The sequence below is a fragment of the Streptococcus sp. A34 genome (assembly GCF_043674115.1).
GTDB classification, from domain to species: domain Bacteria; phylum Bacillota; class Bacilli; order Lactobacillales; family Streptococcaceae; genus Streptococcus; species Streptococcus suis_V.
The window spans coordinates 1-18419 of the sequence record NZ_JBIMJM010000027.1 but is presented as its reverse complement, the minus strand read 5'-3'; the positions used below and the strand labels follow the sequence as shown (position 1 = coordinate 18419).

The following is an 18419-nucleotide window of genomic DNA, read 5'->3' as shown; positions in this document are numbered from 1 at the left end:
TAAGGAGATTTTATGAAAATCCGTGGATTCGAACTGGTCAGCCAGTTTACTGATGAAAATTTATTGCCAAAACGTGAGACAGCCCACGCAGCAGGTTACGACCTGAAAGCTGCGGAGACGGTTAGCTTGGAGCCAGGTGAGATTAAGCTGGTGCCGACAGGTGTCAAGGCCTATATGCAGGCCAATGAGGTCCTCTATCTCTACGACCGTTCGTCCAACCCTCGCAAGAAGGGTTTGGTCCTGATTAACTCGGTTGGGGTTATCGACGGCGATTACTATGGCAATCCAGCCAATGAAGGTCATATCTTTGCCCAGATGCGAAACATCACAGAGGAAACTGTCGTGGTGGAAGCCGGCGAGCGGATCGTACAGGCTGTTTTTGCACCCTTCCTCTTGGCTGACGGTGACCAGGCCGACGGCGTTCGGACGGGTGGATTTGGCTCAACGGGGAAATAGGAGGAAATCACCATCGCTAAGAAAAAAACAACCTTTATCTGTCAATCCTGCGAGTATCACTCGCCCAAGTATTTGGGCCGTTGCCCCAACTGTGGCTCCTGGTCTTCCTTTGTCGAGGAAGTGGAAGTTGCGGAAGTCAAAAATGAGCGGGTCAGCCTGACAGGTGAGAAAACCCGCCCTATGAAGCTAAATGAAGTGTCGTCCATTCAAGTGGCTCGCACTAAGACCAACATGGAAGAGTTCAACCGCGTCCTTGGTGGTGGCGTGGTGCCGGGCAGTCTGGTCCTGATTGGTGGTGATCCGGGGATTGGGAAGTCCACCTTGCTCCTGCAAGTATCTACTCAGCTGTCCACCATCGGCACCGTTCTCTACGTGTCGGGGGAGGAGTCTGCCCAGCAAATTAAGCTTCGTGCCGAGCGTTTGGGTGACATTGACAGCGAGTTCTATCTCTATGCGGAGACCAATATGCAGAGCATTCGGACCGAGATTGAGAAAATTAAGCCAGATTTCCTGATTATCGACTCTATCCAGACCATTATGAGCCCTGACATCTCCAGCGTGCAAGGCTCTGTCAGTCAGGTCCGTGAAGTGACAAATGAGCTCATGCAGATTGCCAAGACCAATAATATCGCAACCTTTATCGTCGGCCACATGACCAAGGAAGGAACCCTAGCTGGACCGCGGACCTTGGAGCATATGGTGGATACTGTTCTCTATTTTGAGGGCGAGCGGCAGCACACCTTTCGTATCTTGCGGGCGGTCAAAAACCGTTTTGGCTCTACCAACGAAATCGGCATTTTTGAAATGCAGTCGCAGGGCTTGGTCGAAGTTCTCAATCCAAGTGAGGTCTTTCTGGAAGAGCGTTTGGACGGGGCGACAGGCTCTGCTATTGTCGTGACCATGGAGGGCACCCGCCCAATCCTTGCTGAAGTGCAGGCCCTGGTGACCCCGACCATGTTTGGCAATGCCAAGCGGACCACGACAGGACTGGATTTCAACCGTGCCAGCTTGATTATGGCAGTTTTGGAAAAACGGGCAGGCCTGCTCCTCCAAAACCAAGATGCCTACCTCAAGTCAGCAGGCGGTGTCAAACTGGATGAGCCAGCCATTGACCTAGCGGTCGCAGTTGCCCTTGCCTCCAGTTACAAGGACAAGCCAACCAACCCACAAGAGTGCTTTATAGGCGAAATTGGCCTGACAGGTGAAATCCGCCGTGTCAATCGGATTGAGCAACGGATTAACGAAGCCGCTAAATTGGGCTTTACCAAGGTCTATGCCCCTAAAAATTCCCTGACAGGAATCAAGGTACCAAAGGAAATCACCGTTATCGGAGTGACCACCATTGGCGAAGTCTTGCAGAAGGTGTTTGGGTGATATAGGCGTATGACCTGTATCAATCAATATGATAAGAATTAGTATTATAGAAGAGTTTGGCGTTTTCCAAACTCTTTTAATCTTTACTATCTGCCAAATTTAGCTGGCATTATGTTTACTAGTCGTTCTTGAGCCCAGTCTGAATTTGATTTCAAGAGAAGTAAATTGGGCTCAAATTGGGTAGAAATTATTTTTGAAAGGGTTTACAATGTTATTAAGGAGGAACTTATGATTGATAATCGTACACTTGCAATCCTCATGGAATTATTTGCTACTAGTCAAATGAACCTATATGAATTAAGTATTCAGACGGGAATCGACAAAGGCACACTTCAATCCAGTATCGAAATTGTCAATCAGTTATTAAAAGAGCAGTCATTAGACTCTATAGATTTTAATGAGGAATACTATAGTGTTCCAGACTCGTTATTAAAGAGTAAGGATCAAATATTTCAGTTGTTTAGCAATAGGCAAATCTATTTATCTCAGGAACAGCGCCAACTAGTTATTTATCTCTATACTTTTATTCGAAAAGATTTTGTATCCAGCTTTTTATCTTGTCGCCTTCTCACCTGACTTGGCTTGAAAAATTCCTTGAATTATGGGACACTAGGTCTATGGATAGAATACGTCGTGAATTTCAAAAGGTTTATTATAATCTGGATAAAATCCTGCTCTTGTTTTTTGTCTCCTTTACTGTTATGGAGTTTGTATGGATTCCGCTCAATTCCTGGTTGGCAGAATTTCTTCTGTCGCTGACAGGCCATGCCTACCTATCTCCAACAAATGTCCTCCAAGTCCTATCTAGCAATCTTTTTGTTACTGTTCTTTTTGCTCTGCTGATCATTCTAAATATCTTGGTTGCCTATCTGGAAATTGCCCTCATCTTTACTGGGGTTAGGCAGTTGTTGGACAATCGGGTCAAGCATTTGAGAGATTATATTAAGGATGTTGGACGGGATATGGTGGGGATTATCAGCCATACCAGTCTCCCTAAAATTAGCTTTCTCCTATGCTATGCAACGGTGTTATTGCCCTTTTTGCGTAGGATTTTGAATATTTATTATTTTAATAAGCTAGTCATTCCTCAGTTTGTGTTGGATTATCTTGAAAAGAACAATCTTGTAGCCTTAGTGATTGCTCTAAGTTTGTTGGTCTTTTCTTGGTTATCTGCTAGGCTCATGTATGCTATACCTAAGATTTATTTTGAACACCGTGGGGTCAAGGAATCAGTAGCTCATTCCTGGCATCAAACCCGGGGGTGGCAGCAGTTGGCAGCCTACGCCCGCCTCTTGTGGACAATGACTTTGCCTGGTCTGGTTATACTTGGTGTTGGGCTCACCCTCTATCTGTTCCAGCTTTTGGTGGACAAGACTCTGCCTTCCCTGGCCTATCCCCTGGCCTTGCTGAGCTTCATCCTCTTCAGGCTGACCTACTATGGGGCTATTGCCATGTTTATGACCAAGTTTGTGACTCTCTTGACTGGTCAGCATTTACCAAGCTACCGACGAAAGCGCCTGCGTCACCGCCTCCGTTTGCTGATTGTGGTAAGCTCTGCCTTACTCTTTGGTTTGGACGGGGCTCTCAGCCTTTATTATCCCTTTGAAAGCATGCCAGTGACCATTTCTCACCGAGGTGTGGATGATGAAAATGGTGTCCAAAATACCCTTGAATCTCTGGAGTTAACTGCCCAACTCAGGCCGGATTTTGTGGAGATGGACATTCAGGAGACCAAGGACGGTCAGTTTGTCGTCATGCATGATACGAATTTGTTGGCCTTGACGGGAAATACCGGAGGTACGCACGATTATAGCTTGCAGGAGTTGACCTCCATGACCGCCTCGGAAAACGGTCAGTCTGCACCAGTTCCGTCCTTCGATGCCTATCTGGATAAGGCAGACCAATTGGGTCAGAAACTCCTGGTCGAAATCAAGGAGACCAAGCAAGATAGTCCTGATTTAGCTAAGAATTTTGTTAAAAAATATGGGAAACGCCTCTTGGCCAAGGGGCATCAGTTTCATTCGCTAGATTATCAAATCATTGTAGAAATCGAGAAGGTTCTGCCCCAGCTAAAAACCTATCTGATTTTGCCCTTTAACAGTATCTATCCTCAGACAGTAGCGGATGGCTACACCATGGAATATACTTCTCTGGACCAAAATTTCATGATGAAGTCTTGGTTACGCGGCAAGTCGGTCTATGTCTGGACGCCCAATGATGAGGACGAAATGACACGAATGGCTATGCTTCAGGTGGATGGGATTATCACCGACCAGCTTGAGAGCTTGCAGAGGGTTGAAGACAGTCTGCGGTCAACCACTCGCTATGCAGATTTGTTCCTCTTGCAGGTCGAGTCTTTGTTATATGGATTGTAAAAAACGTGAGTTCGGATGGAACCCACGTTTTTAATGTGAAATGGGAAGGAATTCCCATCGAAAGTAAGTTTTGAGAGCTTCATACTAGCCTAGGAGTTGTGCCATTCTTCTCTGAGAATGCCGTATTTGACAGAGTCATAGTAGTAACCCTGCCAGTAGCGAACCTTGCGAATCTGTCCTTCTTTTCGCATGCCAATCTTTTCAGCTACCCGCATCATGCCAGGATTACCAGACCAGGTGGTCAGTCCGATGTGTTCCAGTTCTGGCATGCTTGTGAAAATCTGACGAATCCATTTCTGGAGGGCTAGGGTTGCGAATCCTTTTCCCCATTGGTTCTCATTATAGATTTCGATACCAACTTCTAGCCAGCGTGTGGCTTGATTTTCCCAATAATAACTAACCATTCCGATTGGCTCTCCATCTACCAAGATGCCTCGAACTTCTTCTGTTTGGAACCAAGGATAGCGCGGTGATTCTTGGAAATTGGTGAAGTCTTTATAAGCCTGATAGTCATCGAAATAGGGTGCAGCGAACTCTTTCCAGTAGGGTTTTTCGTCAGAGAATCCTATTTTCCAAATAGTTCGGAGTGCTTGCTCTGTAAGAGGGAGGAGTTCTAGGTTGGACACGGGAGTGCTCCTTTCTAAAATGGCAATTTCCCTGCGAAGGCACCGAGTTTCTTCTTAGTTGCCTCATCAATTTGTTCCAGCGCTGCATTAACCGCCTGAATGGTCATATCCTGCAAGGTTTCGATGTCGTCAGCGTCAACAACTTCAGGTTTGAAGTCGATGGCAACCAATTTCTTGTCGCCTGTCAAAGTTGCGGTGACCAAGTCTTGTGCAGAAGTGCCTGTAAACTGGGTTGCAGCCAGTTCAGCCTGGCTTTGCTCCATTTGCTTTTGCAATTTCTGGGCCTGTTTCATCATTTGTTGCATATTCATCATAGTGTATTTCCTCCAAAAGTATTCTGAAAGTATTATAGCATGAAAAGCGCCGAATTGAGTAGGAAAAAAGTTAGAGAAAATTAAAATATTAACCTACTTTAAGTTGACTTTGTGGAAAAAATCGCTTATAATAAAAGAAAAACTGGTTATAACCAGATAAAACAAGGAGGACCTATGTTCCGTTTAGCAAAAGAAGAACTTGAAAAGTTGGGTGCCCATATTACAGCGGGTGAGATTTTCCAACAGCCTGGACTCTGGCGCGAGGCCTACCAGCTCTATCTCGATAAGCTTGAAGTCATAGAGCGCTTTGTGGCTGACATCAAGGAGAAACATGATTTTGTCCATGTCATTTTGACAGGGGCAGGGACATCTGACTTCGTTGGTCAGAGCATCGCCAACTACCTCAATAATGTCAATGACTTGAAACGCATTCGCTTCTCAGCCATTGGTACGGTAGAATTGGTTGGTCGTCCACATGACTATTTACAGGCAGATGTGCCAACTATTTTGGTATCCTTTGCCCGTTCAGGTAATTCACCAGAAAGTGTGGCAGCAGTAGAAGTTGCCAAGCAATTGGTTGATCAGCTTTACCAAGTGACTATTACCTGTGCACCAGAGGGCAAATTGGCTCTGGCAGCCGAAGGGGATGCGGACAATCTCTTGCTCTTACAGCCTGCGGGTTCAAACGATAAGGGCTTTGCCATGACAGGCTCATACAGCTGTATGTCCTTGACTGCTCTGCTTGTCTTCTCACCAGCTAGCCAAGAAGAAAAAGCCGCGTGGGTCGACACCATAGCTCGCCTTGGCCAGGATGTCTTGGACCGTGAGGACTTCATCCAAGGGATTATTGATCTGGATTTTGAGCGCGTGATTTACCTGGGAGCAGGCGGTTTCTACGGGGTTGCCCACGAGGCTCAGCTGAAGATTTTGGAATTGACCGCTGGTAAGATTGCGACCATGTACGAGTCTCCGCTCGGTTTCCGTCATGGACCAAAATCCTTTATCAACGACAAGACCTTGATTTTCCAATTTGTCTCAAATGATGCTTATACACGTCAGTACGATGTGGACCTCTTGAATGAGGTGCATGGAGATGCAATAGCAGAGCGAATTGTTGCCCTTTCTGCATCGAAATTGGAAGGCACTGAGGCACCAAATTTCGTCCTCGCAGAGGGCGGAGCAGACCTGCCAGATGTCTTCTTGACCTTCCCTTACATCATCTTTGCACAGACAGTGTCTATCATGGCAGCCATCAAGTGTAAGAACTTACCAGATACACCATCCCCAACAGGCACCGTAAACCGTGTAGTGCAAGGTGTGATTATTCATCCTTTAGAAAAATAGGCAGTAAAAAAAACGAGTTGCGGTGGGCAGCTCGTTTTCTGGTTTATGCATGCGGTAAATGTAGCTTGGACTGTGCCAAGTCCACTGTGATGCGATAGTCTGTGTTGTCGCGCACGGTGATTTCAAAGTCGGTCGTATAGAGGACCAGGCGGAGTTTATCGCCTTTTTTCAGCTTGTAAATGGTTGGCTGGAGTTCCCAGGTCAGGTTCATCCACTCATCTGGTGTGACGGACTCAACGGTCATCAAGTCACAGCGATTTTGCAGGTTAAGATAGCCTTTGGTGATGACTCGTTGTGGGCTTTCTTTGAATGGCAATTCGGTCAAATTTTCCTGAGCGTGGTAGCGACCGTTGTCTAAGCTGAGGCGAGCCAGCGGTACTGGGATTGGTGCCAGGCGTTTTGCTGGTCCAAAGTCCAATAACTGGGCAGACAAGAGCCCTTTGGCTAGATTGGATTTGACACGGAGTTCTAAGCAGGCTCTACCGTTGAGCTGGACATCTTGGTCCAGTTCAATGTCCACCGTAATCTGATTGGCCTTGTCCGCAAACAAGTCTTGGTGGAAACTTGGATAGGATTTGCCGTATTTAGCAAAGGTTTCCTCATCATAGTTGTTTTGAATAGCTGCCTCAGCCTGTCCCAGACCCAAGCTGATTTGCTGGTCTCCGCCAAAGGTTTCCAGTGTGGTCCAGCTTTGCTCGCCAGTATTTTCCTGCCAAATGACGGTCGGAAGTTGGTAGGCATTGTCGTGGCCAAGGAGTTTTTGGCTGAGCAGGGCGTTCATGCTTTCACGGAAATCAATGGATTGCCAATTATTGATGTAAACGTGGGCACCATTGTGGAAAAAGAGGTGCTTGTTAATGTGGTCTGGCAGAGCGTGGAACATATTCCAGACATGAATAGGCTTGACATTCCAATCCTGTGAGCCGTGGGTAAAGACGACCTCACACTTGACTTTGTCGGCATTGAGTAAATAATTGCGGTCCTGCCAATACTGGTTGTAGTCGCCACTGGTGCGGTCCAGGGCAGTACGTTCTGCCGCCAGTCCTTTTTCGTAATCTTCTTTACTGCGGAGGAAGTCGCCTGCTTGCAGACTTTTCGAGTAGGTCAGAGCGGTCAAGCTATCCAAGTCCTCTCCTGGATAACCACCAGGGCTGGTCACCAGCCCGTTTTCACGGTAGTAATCATACCAAGAGGAGATCCCCGCTTCTGCGATGATGACTTCCAGTCCGTCCACGCCAGTTGTTGCCAAAGCATTGGACATGGTACCGAGATAAGACAGTCCCGTCGTCGCTACCTTACCATTGGCCCAATCAGCCTTGACCTGCACGGTGCGCGTGTGGTCTGTGTAGGCTTTAGTGCGGCCGTTCAGCCAATCAATCACTGCCTTGTACCCCTCGACCTGCTGGTAGTCACCAGACGTCATGTAGCCTGTAGAACCCAGTGTGCCGACACCAGAGACGTGGAGGCTGGCAAAACCGCGTGATAGGAAGTAGTCATTGAGTGAATAAGAGCCGATATGTCCCAGTTTTTCAGTCGCTGGGCTTGTCGGCAAGTCACGCTGGTCTAGTTCAAGGGTCTTGTAGCTTGGTGTGCCCACCTCAATTTTGCCGGGAGTCTTTTTAGCCAGCTCCGTTTCCATTTTGTGAAGAGCCTTATCGCTTGCGACATCATTGGTTCCTTGGTGATAAGGGCTATTGGTAATGATAGCGGGAATGCCCCCCTCGTGGTGAGGACGTAAAATAGAAACCTTGACAATGTCCGTCTGCCCAGTTCCTGCTGTGTCCACAGGCGTTTCGACATAGACGACCTCGCGAATTAGATTCTTGGTCGAGAAGGTCGCAAGGGCTTTGCCATTGAAGAAATGATACGCATTATCTTCAGGAATCAAATCATCCGCTACCAGCTGGTCAATCAAGGTATTGCCTGACTTGGTGCGCGCATTGAGCAGCTGATAGAGATTTTCAATGATGTCGCCAAAGACAATTGGGAAATTGGTTTTCTCGGCAAAAGCTGCAACATCAGTATAGTCAAAGTTTGGCACAAAGCCCAGCAATTGAAAGGCTACTTGGTAGAAAACTTCCGCAGTGACTTGGCGGTCCGACTGAAAGAAGGTCAAGAGGTCTGTCTCCCAGTTTGCAATCATATTGGACAGGGTAAAGTCTGTGTTGGTTGTCAGAAAATGACAGGTTCTTACGAAGATTTCCAGGATTTCTTTTATTTCTGCTTGACTATCGACCGTAAAGCCGATAGAATGGAGTTCGTTTACAATGGTTTCCCGATTTTGTGGGATGTATGAAAATTGATTAAAACGCATAGGAGCTCCTTATTTTCTGAAATTATCTACCTTCCATTATAGCGGAAAAGGGGCAAATTTGTCTAAGAATAGTTAGAAATTCTGTAAGGAAAAATGTCGAAATCTACAGGAAATCATTTGTAAAACTAAGTAAAATTCTATATAATATCTAGGAATGATATTAGGAGGGAAATGATTGTGTTAAGGGAAAATAAACCCGTAGTACCTGTGCTGCGGGTCAATAATAGAAGTGTTAATCAAGCCTTCCTAGAAGATAATTTGGGGATGAAAACCAAGCTGGAAGACGGCCCATTTGCGGAATTTGCTGGTCATCAAGACAGCGAGATTAGGCTGGTTTTGCAGGAATCGCCAGGCAATCGCAGCCGGGCTGTTCGTGGACTGAAGAAGCTCAATAAAATCATTATCAAGGTCGAGAAGGTTCACGAAATTGAGGCTCTGTTGGCTAATGGAACGGTTTACAGCAAGCTCTACAAGGGGCACAATGGCTATGGTTTTGAGGCAGTATCGCCTGAGGGAGATACTTTTTTGCTCCACAGTGAGGCAAGCATCGATGATTTAACAGCTATTCTGCCACCAGTTCCTTTTAAGGGGGATGCTGATTTCGCTGGTTTAAGTCATTTTGAGGTGGAGTCTGTTTGGATTAACAGCCCTCATCCAGTAGTTAGCCAGGATTTTTATGAGACTATCTTGCCCAACCAGTTCTTTTTGCGTTTTGTTGGGGCAGAGGGTGAAGATTTACTGACACCAGCAGAAGAGATCTGGGACTTGGACAGCCTCCGTTTTTCGGTAGAGAGTGATTATGATTGGTCTGATTTGGAGAGCAAGCTGGACGTTCCATTTTTCAAAGACAAGAAAGCGACCTTTATCCAAACAACAGACCCAAGCGGTATTGAATTGTGGTTTGAAAAATGAGACAAGCAATTTTAGACAAGATTTCAGAGCAGATTGGGCAAGGAGTCTATCCTGGTGCCAGTCTGGCTCTTTTTTCTAAGGGTCAGTGGCAGGAGTATTATCTGGGTACCCAGGACCATGTGACCCCAGTGGTAGCGGCTCTGACCTATGATTTGGCCTCCGTTTCTAAGGTCGTCGGTGCTGGTACCTTGGCTATTTTTTTGGTCAATAGCGGAGTTTTGGAGCTGGATAGGAGCCTGCAGTCTTATCTGCCTGCTTTTGCGGATAGCCATGTGACCATTCGCCAATTGCTGACCCATACCAGTGGCATCGATCCCTTTATTCCCAATCGGGATAGTCTGGATGCGGACCAATTAAAAGAAGCTATTTTGAAGATTAGGGTGACGGATAAAAAAGATTTTCTCTATACAGATATCAATTTTCTTCTGCTGGGCTTTTTGCTGGAAGAACTGGGTGGAGCTAGTCTGGATCAGCTAATCAGACGAGGTGTTCTAGAGCCCTTTGGCATGTCCCAAACCTCTTATGGACCAGTCAGTCAGGCGGTACCGACGGTGCGTGGTGTCAAGGCAGGTGTGGTGCATGATCCTAAGGCGCGTGTCTTGGGGGGACATGCTGGAAGTGCTGGTCTTTTTTCGACGGTCAAGGACCTAGAAATCTTTTTGAACCAGTATTTGACGGCGGACTTTGCAGCAGATTTGACCCAGGATTATGGCTTTGACGACAAGCGCAAGCGGTCGCTAGCCTGGGATAAGAAGGGGAACTGGTTGTCTCACACAGGCTATACAGGCACCTTTATCATGTACAATCGTCCCTTGCAGCTGGCGGCTATTTTCCTGTCTAATCGGACCTACGATAAGGACGAGCGGGCTCAGTGGAAGCTGGATCGCAATCAGGTCATGAAATTGATAAAACAGGTTTTGGAGGAGGAAGTATCGTGAGATATGTCTTGTTACTGCGGGGCATCAATGTCGGCGGTCGCAATAAAATCGTCATGGCGGAGCTCCGCCAGCAGGTGGTTGATTTGGGCTACACAGATGTTGAGACCTATATCAATTCTGGGAATTTGTTTTTCTCATCGGCCCATAGCAGAGCGGATATCGTGGCGGACTTTGACCAGTTTTTTGCGGCGAATTATCCTTTTGTTGAGACCTTTGCTCTTCTGAGCGAAGAAGATTACGGGGCGGAGCTAGCCCAATTACCAGCTTGGTGGCAGGAAGATTATTTCCGAAAGAATGTTCTCTTCTTTACAGAGAAACTTGAGTTTGACAAATTGAAAAACTATTTGGCAGACCTTGTGCTAGGAGCTGAGATTTTCCAGCTGGCGGACCGGGCTATTTATTGGGCGGTGACTTCTGAGGCAGGCTACCATGGTACGGCCTATCATAAAAAATTAGCTGGTTCTCCCTTTTACAAGCAATTGACCATCCGAAATGATAAGACTTTTGAGAAATTGGGGCCTTATCTGAATAAGTAATGCATACAATTAGTTGACAGCTAGTCGCTTTTTTAGTAGACTGGTAAAAATTGTTAATAGCTTTAACTGTGTCCTGTGAGGCATAAAAGTGAATCAATGAGAGATGGAAAGGTATTTTTCCACATTATTTTAATGCACTTTTAAGAGCAGGGACGGTAGTTCCTGTTTTTGTTTGAGCTTTTCTCAATTTTTAATAAAGGTGGTCTGTGAGCCACCATTGAAAAGGAGAATTGTCTATGTTGGGTTTGAAACTCGATAAAAATAATCAACGTGCCTTAGCGGCGGCCATTGTGGCTTCTGGAACAGACGATTTAAATGTCATGTTCCTGTCATTTTCTATGGCTAATATCATAGCAGAGCTGGGCATTTCTGGAGCCCAGGCTGGCTGGATTGCGACCATCACCAATCTGGGTATGCTACTGGGTGGACTAGTATTCGGTGTCCTTGCTGACCGCTACAATAAATTTAAGGTTTTCAAGTGGACCATTGTCATCTTTGCAGTTGCCACGGGACTCATCTACTTTACCAATAGCCTGCCTTACCTTTACCTCATGCGTTTTATTGCCGGCATCGGGGTCGGTGGTGAGTATGGTGTCGCTATTGCTATTATGGCAGGTATTGTCCCCAAGGAAAAGATGGGACGAATTTCTTCCCTCAATGGTATCGCAGGCCAGATTGGTTCTATCAGCTCGGCTCTCTTGGCAGGCTGGTTGGCTCCAAGTTTAGGCTGGAAGGGGCTCTTCCTTTTTGGACTCTTGCCTCTCCTTCTGGTCTTATGGATGCAAGTGGCTATAAAAGATGATGCCATCTTAGACCATTCTCCAGGCCAGGACAAGGAAGATACGGAAGTCGCTCATGTTAGTCAATTGTTTAAAACGCCTGCTTTGACAGTCCAGACACTGGCATTGATAGTTATGACAACGGTGCAAATCGCAGGCTACTTCGGTATGATGAATTGGTTGCCGACCATTATTCAAACCAGTCTAAATATTAGTGTCAAAGATTCTTCTTTGTGGATGGTCACTACCATTCTTGGCATGTGTATCGGTATGCTGGTTTTTGGCCATATCCTGGATAAATTTGGTCCTCAGCCAGTTTACAGTGCCTTTCTCCTTGCCTCGGCCGTCTGTGTCTATCTCTTCCAGTTTGCCAATTCCCAAGTGACTATGATTCTGGGTGGTATGATTGTTGGTTTCTTTGTAAATGGGATGTTCGCAGGCTATGGTGCTATGATTACCCGACTTTATCCACATCACATCCGCTCTACAGCCAATAACGTTATCCTAAACGTCGGTCGGGCAGTAGGAGGCTTCTCCTCTGTCATTATCGGTATGATTCTGGATGCTTCCAGCCCAGCTACTGTCATGGTCTTTCTATCTAGTCTTTACCTAATTAGCTTTGTAGCCATGCTCTCCATTCAAAATTTGAAGAAAGAACGGTATAGCCAATTTCAGTAGATGAAGAGAATTTGGTTGCTGAATGTGATTGATTTTTAGAGTCACTATACTACCGATTTCAGTCTGATTTTGATGATCTGTCATTCTATCAAAGTTGTTATGTTATCCCTATCCTTCCGAAAATCCTCTCCCTATCCTTCCGTTTTTCGCCTATCCTTCCGACCCTCCGTGAGACAGATATGGTCTTGCGCGGTTTGACCATTGACCAGAAACATTTGAAAGATCATCTTGAGACCATTGGTCACAGGGAAGCTTTTGAGTATGTGCAGACCCTGGTGGCAGAGGGTACTCCCTTGACGGAGCAGGTCGTGAAGGATATTCACTATCTGGTATTATCGGATAAAAAAGACGATAGGGGCCTCTATCGAAAAGTGTCGGTACGTATCATGGGAGCTGCAAATAAACCTGCCCAGCCTTTTATGGAGCAATGGCTGGCGAACTATGCTCAAAGTCAGGAAGACATTGTGACCAAGATGGCTCGTTTTCACATCGCCTTTGAAAGTATTCATCCCTTTATTGATGGGAATGGTCGGACGGGTCAGTTTTTGGTTAACCTGGAGCTGATGAAGGCTGCCTACCCTCCGATTGATATAAAATTCTCAGATCGACTAGCTTACTACAAGGCCTTTGATGACTTTCATGCCAAAGGAAGTTTGTCAGCAATGGAAGATTTGTTTGCCCCTTATTTGAATGAGAGATTAGATATGTATTTATCTACCTATCTATCCTATCTCTCCTATCTCTCAATCATGTGGAATAGTTGCTAGAAAGAATAAGGAGTGCCTATGGCTCGGTAGTATCTTCTTAATGATGCGGTGACGGAAACGAATAATTATCAAGGGAGCCCGTTGATTCTTCAGAAGAAAAATTCTTATACAGCAAAAAAGGACCTGCATTGCAAGTCCTTTTCAGTTTGTTTTGATTAAGCATTCACACCTGAAACTTCAGCTGCGTGGTCGTCCATTGAGAGAACTTCGTGGAAGACACGTTGGGTCAATTCCATTTTTTGCTCTTTAGTGAGGTATTTAGTGTTTACGCAGTATCCAGAGATACGAACGATAACGTCCTCACCAGCCATGATTTTCTCATAAACGTCGTTCAAGTCCATAACGTTCAAGTTAACGTGCTGACCCCCTTGTTCGAAGTAACCGTCAAGGATTGTCACCAAGTTTGTTACTTGCTCATCGAAGGTCTTACCAAGCGCTTTTGGAGAAACTTGAGTGGTCAATGAGATACCGTCGTTGGCATGGTTGAAGTCCAATTTAGAAAGGGTGTTCAAGTTTTGCAACCAACCACCACGAGCTTTAGAAGTTGGGTTGGCACCTGGTGGGAAGAATTCTACTTTAGAAGTGTTGACTGAGCCATCTTCGTTGAGGAATACCCCACGGTGAACTGGCGAGTTACCAGTTTGTTTAGAGTAGGCAACGTTTGAAGTGATAGTCAAGATAGACACGGCAGCTTCCGCATTCTTATAGAGTTTCTTGCTTGCAAGACGAGTATAGAATGCTTCCATGAGCCATTTAGCAATATCATCTACACGGTCATCATCCTCACCGTAGCGTGGGAAGTCACCGATTACTTCATAGTCATAGATAAAGCCATCTTCGTCACGGATTGGTTTAACCTGCGCGTGCTTGATAGCTGACAAGGAGTCGACTGTATTAGCAAATCCACAGATACCGAAGCCCATGTTTGCACGAAGGTGAGTTGGCAAGAAGGCCATTTGAACTGCTTCGTAGTTGTACTTGTCGGTCATGAAGTGGATGATGTTCATGGCATCCACATAGGTATCTGTCAACCAGTCAAGGGCAGTTTCAAAGTCTTTGATGACACGGTCGTAGGTGAAGATTTCTTCTTGGTTTGGCTCAACACCGTCAAATACCTTGTATTCTTTGTGGACATCATCGTAACCAGCGTTCCAGCTTGAAAGAAGACCTTTCAAAACGTTGACACGAGCACCGAAGTACTGGATGTTGTGGCGTTTGTCTTCGCTTTCTGGGTCAAGTGGTGACACACAGCAAGAGATACAAGACATTTCGCCGTAGCCGTCTTTGGCCATGGTTGTTACACCTTCGTATTGGATAGAAGAGTGCTTGTGGCTCATAGCCATACAGTAGCGACGGAAGGCATACGGCAATTTGTCAGACCAGAGAACGGTCAAGTTTGGTTCTGGCGAGTTGCCGATATTGTCAAGCGTGTTGAGGAAACGGTAGTCCATCTTGGTAACACGGTGGCGACCGTCGTTACCCATACCTGCCATAGAAGTTGTCAAGAAGGTAGGGTCACCAGAGTAGATTTCGTCGAATGATTTTGTACGAGCAAATTTAACGGTACGAAGTTTCAATACGAAATCGTCAACAAATTCTTGGATTTCTGATTCTGTAAATGTTCCGCGAGCCAAGTCACGTTCTGCATAGATATCAAGAACGATTGGTACACGACCGAGGGAAGTTGCAGCACCGTTGATGACACGACATACTGCCATGAAGGCGATGTTGGTCCACTGGATAGCTTCCTTGGTGTTCATGGCTGGTTTACGGACGTCAACGCCGTAGTGGTCACCCAAGCGAACAACTTGTTGGAGAGCTTGATACTGCATGTTGATTTCTTCGCGGAGACGGATGGATTCTTCATCAATCTCAGTGATAGCATTCCAGTCGGCTACCTTTTCTTCCATGAGGTAGTCAGCCCCGTAAAGTGCCAAACGTGCGTACATACCGATGATACGACCACGAGAATAAGCATCTGGCAGACCAGAAACGTGGTGTGAGTGGCGGGCGCGGCGGATGTTAGCTGTATAGGCGCGGAAGATACCGTCGTTTACAGTGGTTGCGTGTTTGGTGTAAATTTCATGCAAGAGTGGATCTGGAGTGTAGCCGTTTTCGATGAGAGTAGTCTCAGCCATACGGATACCGCCTCTTGGCATGAAGTTAAGCTTGAAGAGTTCATCATTTTGGATACCAAAGATGAGCTCATTTTCTTTATCGATGAAGCCAGGACCAATATCAGCAATAGAAGTTGCACGGTCGATATCCATAGGGAAACGAGTGTCTTCGTAGCCTGCTTTTGTCTCCTCGATAATTTTTTTAATATGCAGTGAACGCTCAGTTGGGCCTGCAAGGAAGCTTTCATCACCATCATATGGCGTGTAGTTGGCTTGTACGAAACGAGTTACACTAGCCTTATCTTGCCAGTCGGTACCTTTGAAGCCTTCCCAGGCTTGGGCGAAAATGTCTTCAGTAACGTTTTTAGTTTTTACTTTTATTGACATGAGGGTTCTCCTTTGAGTTTTTGCAAATAATATGCTTGTGATTATTATAACACTATAAAACGCTTTCTTCAAGGCAAAAATCAATGAAAGTTTGTGAAAGTTGTTTCGGAATATTTCAGAAAACGCCTGAGTATGCGGATTGTAAGTGTTTGGCAAGAAATATGATTTTATGTGTTGTTATAATAAAATTCTTTGTGAAAAAATCGATTGTGATGAAATATTGTGCGGAAAGGGGTATAATGGTTGAAAATAGATTTCACCAGAAAGGAGTGTTCATGTTAATTTTTCCTCTAATCAATGATTTATCTAGAAAAATTATTCATGTAGACATGGATGCTTTTTTCGCTGCTATTGAGGTGCGGGACAATCCCAGTCTCAAGGGCAAGCCGGTTATCATTGGGGCGGATCCGAGACTGTCTGGTGGTCGGGGGGTGGTGTCCACCTGTAGTTATGAGGCGCGTGCCTTTGGAATTCATTCGGCTATGTCCTCCAAAGAAGCTTATGAACGCTGTCCCCAGGCGGTTTTCATTTCAGGGAACTATGATAAATACCAGGAAATTGGTCTCCAGGTCCGCGAAATTTTCCACCGCTATACGGATTTAGTCGAGCCCATGTCCATCGATGAGGCCTATCTGGATGTGACGGAAAATAAGCTGGGCATCACTTCGGCTGTCAAGATTGCCAAACTCATCCAGTACGATATCTGGAAGGAGCTACACCTGACGGCATCAGCTGGCGTCTCCTACAATAAATTTCTGGCTAAAATCGCCTCGGACATGGAAAAGCCGCATGGATTGACCCTGATTAAGCCGGAGGATGCGGTGCCGGTTTTGGCCAGTCTCCCTGTCGAGAAATTTCACGGAGTTGGTAAGAAGACCGTCGAAAAACTGCATCAGATGGGAGTCTATACTGGGGCAGATTTGTTAGATGTATCGGAGATGACTTTGATTGACACTTTCGGTCGCTTCGGCTTTGATCTCTACCGCAAGGCCAGGGGTATTTCCAATTCACCCGTAAAAACCAATCGCATCCGCAAGTCTATCGGTAAGGAGCGGACCTACCGCAAGTTGCTCTATCGTGAAGAGGATGCTCTGCAAGAGTTGGGTAAGCTCTGTCAGAAGGTGGCGGTTAGTCTGACCAAGCACCAGAAAAAAGGACGGACCATTGTCCTCAAAATCCGCTACGGAGATTTTTCGACCCTGACCAAGCGCCATAGTTTTTCGGAGGCGACTGACCAGGCCGATAGGATTGAGAAGGAAGTCCGACAAATCTTTGAAGAAGTCGGCCAGCCAGAAAAGGGCATTCGTTTGCTGGGTGTGACCGTTACCAATTTCAAATAGGGAAATCAGAAAATTTCTGGTTTCTTTTTATAATTTTTTCAACCATATATCAACATATTTGTTATAATAATCATAGAACATCACATCAAAAAAGGAGATTGCTATGATTCATCTTGTCTGTCCCAACCCTGCTCTTGACCGAACCCTCTTGGTTGAGGCTATTGAGAAAAATATTCCCCTACGTCCCTTTGAAGTCCGGGATTATCCAGGTGGCAAGAGTTTCAATGTGGCCTATGCCCTCAAGGAAAACGGCCAGACGGACTATGTTATCCATACTATTTTAGGTGGAGCGATTGGTCGCTACATCGAGGAGCTCAATGCTGACAAGGGCAATGCCCTCAAGGTGGTTCAGTCTGGGCAAAACACCCGCACCTGCAATATCTACGTTGAAACATCGACAGGGGATGTGGTTCTCTTTTATGAAAAAGGCCTGGAATTGACTGTAGAACTTCTGGATCAATTTACTAAGCAAATCGAGGAAAGCCTGCAACCAGGTGATACCTTGGTCTTTTCAGGCAGTCTGATGAAGGGGATGCCGGATGATTATATCCAGCGGTTTATTGAAAAATTCCCTGCGGTCCGCACCATTGTGGATACCAGTAGTGCAGCCCTTCGTGCCGCTTACGAGGCTCGTCCAGCCCTGATTAAAATTAACAATGAGGAGCTCAAGGACATCTATCCAGAGTTGGATGAACATGACCCAGAAGATGTACTGCGTATCCTCAAAGAAGTGACTCCTCACGAAAATCTTATCGTGACCCTGGGCAGCAAGGGAAGTCTGGCCAAAATCGGTCAACGCTTTTTCCGTATCCAATCCCCTAAGAAAGAGGCTAAAAATCCAATTGCAGCTGGAGATTTCTATCTGGGTCTCCTTGTCAAGGGGATCAGCCAAAACCAAGAGCCAGAAATCTTCCTCAAGGAGGCTGCTGCCTATGCAACTGCCAACTGCCTCAATTATTTCCCAGAAGTTGCGCCAGAGCAATTCGCAGAAATCTTAGCAGAAGTTCAATTTGAAGAATTAGTCTAGTATTCCTTATCGCATCCTCGGAAACGGGGATGCTTTGCTTTATGTTAAAAATTTTCAGAACCCAAATTTCAAGTTGAAGTTAGCCACCCAAAAGAAATTCACTTGGCGACTTGTAGTCCAAGCATTTTTTAGGGT

Annotated in this window: 15 protein-coding genes and 1 pseudogene; 12 read left to right on the top strand and 4 right to left on the bottom strand. The window is 45.9% G+C overall.

Features of this window, described 5'->3' with window-relative positions; genetic code table 11:
* Window positions 1–12 precede the first annotated feature (12 nt).
* The 4 genes from ACHBGV_RS07500 to ACHBGV_RS07485 all read left to right on the top strand — a co-directional run bounded on the left by ACHBGV_RS07500 (window position 13) and on the right by ACHBGV_RS07485 (window position 4205).
* Entirely contained in the window at window positions 13–456 is a 444-nt protein-coding gene (locus ACHBGV_RS07500; protein WP_002939955.1) for a dUTP diphosphatase, read from the top strand.
* 6 nt (window positions 457–462) lie between these two features.
* The gene (gene radA, locus ACHBGV_RS07495; RefSeq protein ID WP_394736029.1) at window positions 463–1830 is read left to right on the top strand and encodes a DNA repair protein RadA; all 1368 of its coding nucleotides are present in this window, start codon (window positions 463–465) and stop codon (window positions 1828–1830) included.
* 228 nt (window positions 1831–2058) lie between these two features.
* On the top strand, window positions 2059–2406 hold the full coding sequence (locus ACHBGV_RS07490; protein ID WP_105110614.1) for a hypothetical protein: 348 nt from the start codon (window positions 2059–2061) through the stop codon (window positions 2404–2406).
* A gap of 41 nt (window positions 2407–2447) precedes the next feature.
* The gene (locus tag ACHBGV_RS07485; protein ID WP_394736020.1) at window positions 2448–4205 is read left to right on the top strand and encodes a glycerophosphoryl diester phosphodiesterase membrane domain-containing protein; all 1758 of its coding nucleotides are present in this window, start codon (window positions 2448–2450) and stop codon (window positions 4203–4205) included.
* An 89-nt stretch (window positions 4206–4294) separates the two neighbouring features.
* On the opposite strand, the gene ACHBGV_RS07480 is transcribed toward ACHBGV_RS07485, so the two are convergent.
* Together ACHBGV_RS07480 and ACHBGV_RS07475 are read right to left on the bottom strand one after the other, a co-directional pair.
* Window positions 4295–4831, bottom strand: coding sequence for a GNAT family N-acetyltransferase (locus ACHBGV_RS07480; protein WP_238140691.1), 537 nt, complete (start codon window positions 4829–4831; stop codon window positions 4295–4297).
* A 14-nt stretch (window positions 4832–4845) separates the two neighbouring features.
* Window positions 4846–5145: a YbaB/EbfC family nucleoid-associated protein gene (locus ACHBGV_RS07475; protein WP_125266523.1), complete on the bottom strand. Its 300-nt coding sequence runs from the start codon at window positions 5143–5145 to the stop codon at window positions 4846–4848.
* Window positions 5146–5319: 174 nt separating this feature from the next.
* On the opposite strand from ACHBGV_RS07475, the gene ACHBGV_RS07470 reads away from it, so the two are divergent.
* Entirely contained in the window at window positions 5320–6489 is a 1170-nt protein-coding gene (locus ACHBGV_RS07470) for an SIS domain-containing protein (protein WP_394736019.1), read from the top strand.
* A 43-nt stretch (window positions 6490–6532) separates the two neighbouring features.
* Here ACHBGV_RS07470 and ACHBGV_RS07465 read toward each other — a convergent pair whose 3' ends face one another.
* Window positions 6533–8803 carry a Xaa-Pro dipeptidyl-peptidase gene (locus ACHBGV_RS07465; protein ID WP_394736018.1) on the bottom strand — a complete coding sequence of 757 codons (2271 nt, stop codon included), beginning with the start codon at window positions 8801–8803 and terminating at the stop codon, window positions 6533–6535.
* 171 nt (window positions 8804–8974) lie between these two features.
* Here ACHBGV_RS07465 and ACHBGV_RS07460 point away from each other — a divergent pair, with 171 nt between their 5' ends.
* From ACHBGV_RS07460 to ACHBGV_RS07440, 5 genes and pseudogenes are all read left to right on the top strand, one after another.
* Window positions 8975–9715, top strand: coding sequence for a CppA family protein (locus ACHBGV_RS07460; protein WP_238140692.1), 741 nt, complete (start codon window positions 8975–8977; stop codon window positions 9713–9715).
* Window positions 9712–10653: a serine hydrolase domain-containing protein gene (locus tag ACHBGV_RS07455; protein WP_394736017.1), complete on the top strand. Its 942-nt coding sequence runs from the start codon at window positions 9712–9714 to the stop codon at window positions 10651–10653. Before ACHBGV_RS07460 ends, ACHBGV_RS07455 begins: the two co-directional genes overlap by 4 nt.
* Window positions 10647–11189: a DUF1697 domain-containing protein gene (locus tag ACHBGV_RS07450; RefSeq protein ID WP_394736028.1), complete on the top strand. Its 543-nt coding sequence runs from the start codon at window positions 10647–10649 to the stop codon at window positions 11187–11189. The genes ACHBGV_RS07455 and ACHBGV_RS07450 overlap by 7 nt, the downstream gene beginning before the upstream one ends.
* 236 nt (window positions 11190–11425) lie before the next feature.
* Window positions 11426–12646, top strand: coding sequence for an MFS transporter (locus ACHBGV_RS07445; protein WP_394736016.1), 1221 nt, complete (start codon window positions 11426–11428; stop codon window positions 12644–12646).
* A 161-nt stretch (window positions 12647–12807) separates the two neighbouring features.
* A pseudogene (locus tag ACHBGV_RS07440) lies at window positions 12808–13413 on the top strand (Fic family protein); the annotation flags it as partial.
* Between the two features lie 155 nt (window positions 13414–13568).
* On the opposite strand, the gene pflB reads toward ACHBGV_RS07440, so the two are convergent.
* Window positions 13569–15917, bottom strand: a complete 2349-nt coding sequence (pflB, locus tag ACHBGV_RS07435; RefSeq protein WP_394736015.1) for a formate C-acetyltransferase — start codon at window positions 15915–15917, stop codon at window positions 13569–13571.
* 275 nt (window positions 15918–16192) lie between these two features.
* Between pflB and dinB the strand changes: the two genes are divergently transcribed.
* Both dinB and ACHBGV_RS07425 read left to right on the top strand, forming a co-directional pair.
* Window positions 16193–17257, top strand: a complete 1065-nt coding sequence (gene dinB, locus ACHBGV_RS07430; protein WP_394736014.1) for a DNA polymerase IV — start codon at window positions 16193–16195, stop codon at window positions 17255–17257.
* Window positions 17258–17360: 103 nt separating this feature from the next.
* On the top strand, window positions 17361–18284 hold the full coding sequence (locus ACHBGV_RS07425) for a 1-phosphofructokinase family hexose kinase (protein ID WP_394733056.1): 924 nt from the start codon (window positions 17361–17363) through the stop codon (window positions 18282–18284).
* The last annotated feature ends 135 nt before the right edge of the window (window positions 18285–18419 follow it).

Coding starts and splice junctions, on each gene's coding strand:
- ACHBGV_RS07460 (WP_238140692.1), top strand. CDS start 8,975: ATGATTGTGTTAAGGGAAAATAAACCCGTAGTACCTGTGCTGCGGGTC.
- ACHBGV_RS07470 (WP_394736019.1), top strand. CDS start 5,320: ATGTTCCGTTTAGCAAAAGAAGAACTTGAAAAGTTGGGTGCCCATATT.
- ACHBGV_RS07445 (WP_394736016.1), top strand. CDS start 11,426: ATGTTGGGTTTGAAACTCGATAAAAATAATCAACGTGCCTTAGCGGCG.
- ACHBGV_RS07475 (WP_125266523.1), bottom strand. CDS start 5,145: ATGATGAATATGCAACAAATGATGAAACAGGCCCAGAAATTGCAAAAG.
- ACHBGV_RS07455 (WP_394736017.1), top strand. CDS start 9,712: ATGAGACAAGCAATTTTAGACAAGATTTCAGAGCAGATTGGGCAAGGA.
- ACHBGV_RS07425 (WP_394733056.1), top strand. CDS start 17,361: ATGATTCATCTTGTCTGTCCCAACCCTGCTCTTGACCGAACCCTCTTG.
- ACHBGV_RS07500 (WP_002939955.1), top strand. CDS start 13: ATGAAAATCCGTGGATTCGAACTGGTCAGCCAGTTTACTGATGAAAAT.
- ACHBGV_RS07490 (WP_105110614.1), top strand. CDS start 2,059: ATGATTGATAATCGTACACTTGCAATCCTCATGGAATTATTTGCTACT.
- pflB (WP_394736015.1), bottom strand. CDS start 15,917: ATGTCAATAAAAGTAAAAACTAAAAACGTTACTGAAGACATTTTCGCC.
- ACHBGV_RS07465 (WP_394736018.1), bottom strand. CDS start 8,803: ATGCGTTTTAATCAATTTTCATACATCCCACAAAATCGGGAAACCATT.
- ACHBGV_RS07485 (WP_394736020.1), top strand. CDS start 2,448: ATGGATAGAATACGTCGTGAATTTCAAAAGGTTTATTATAATCTGGAT.
- dinB (WP_394736014.1), top strand. CDS start 16,193: ATGTTAATTTTTCCTCTAATCAATGATTTATCTAGAAAAATTATTCAT.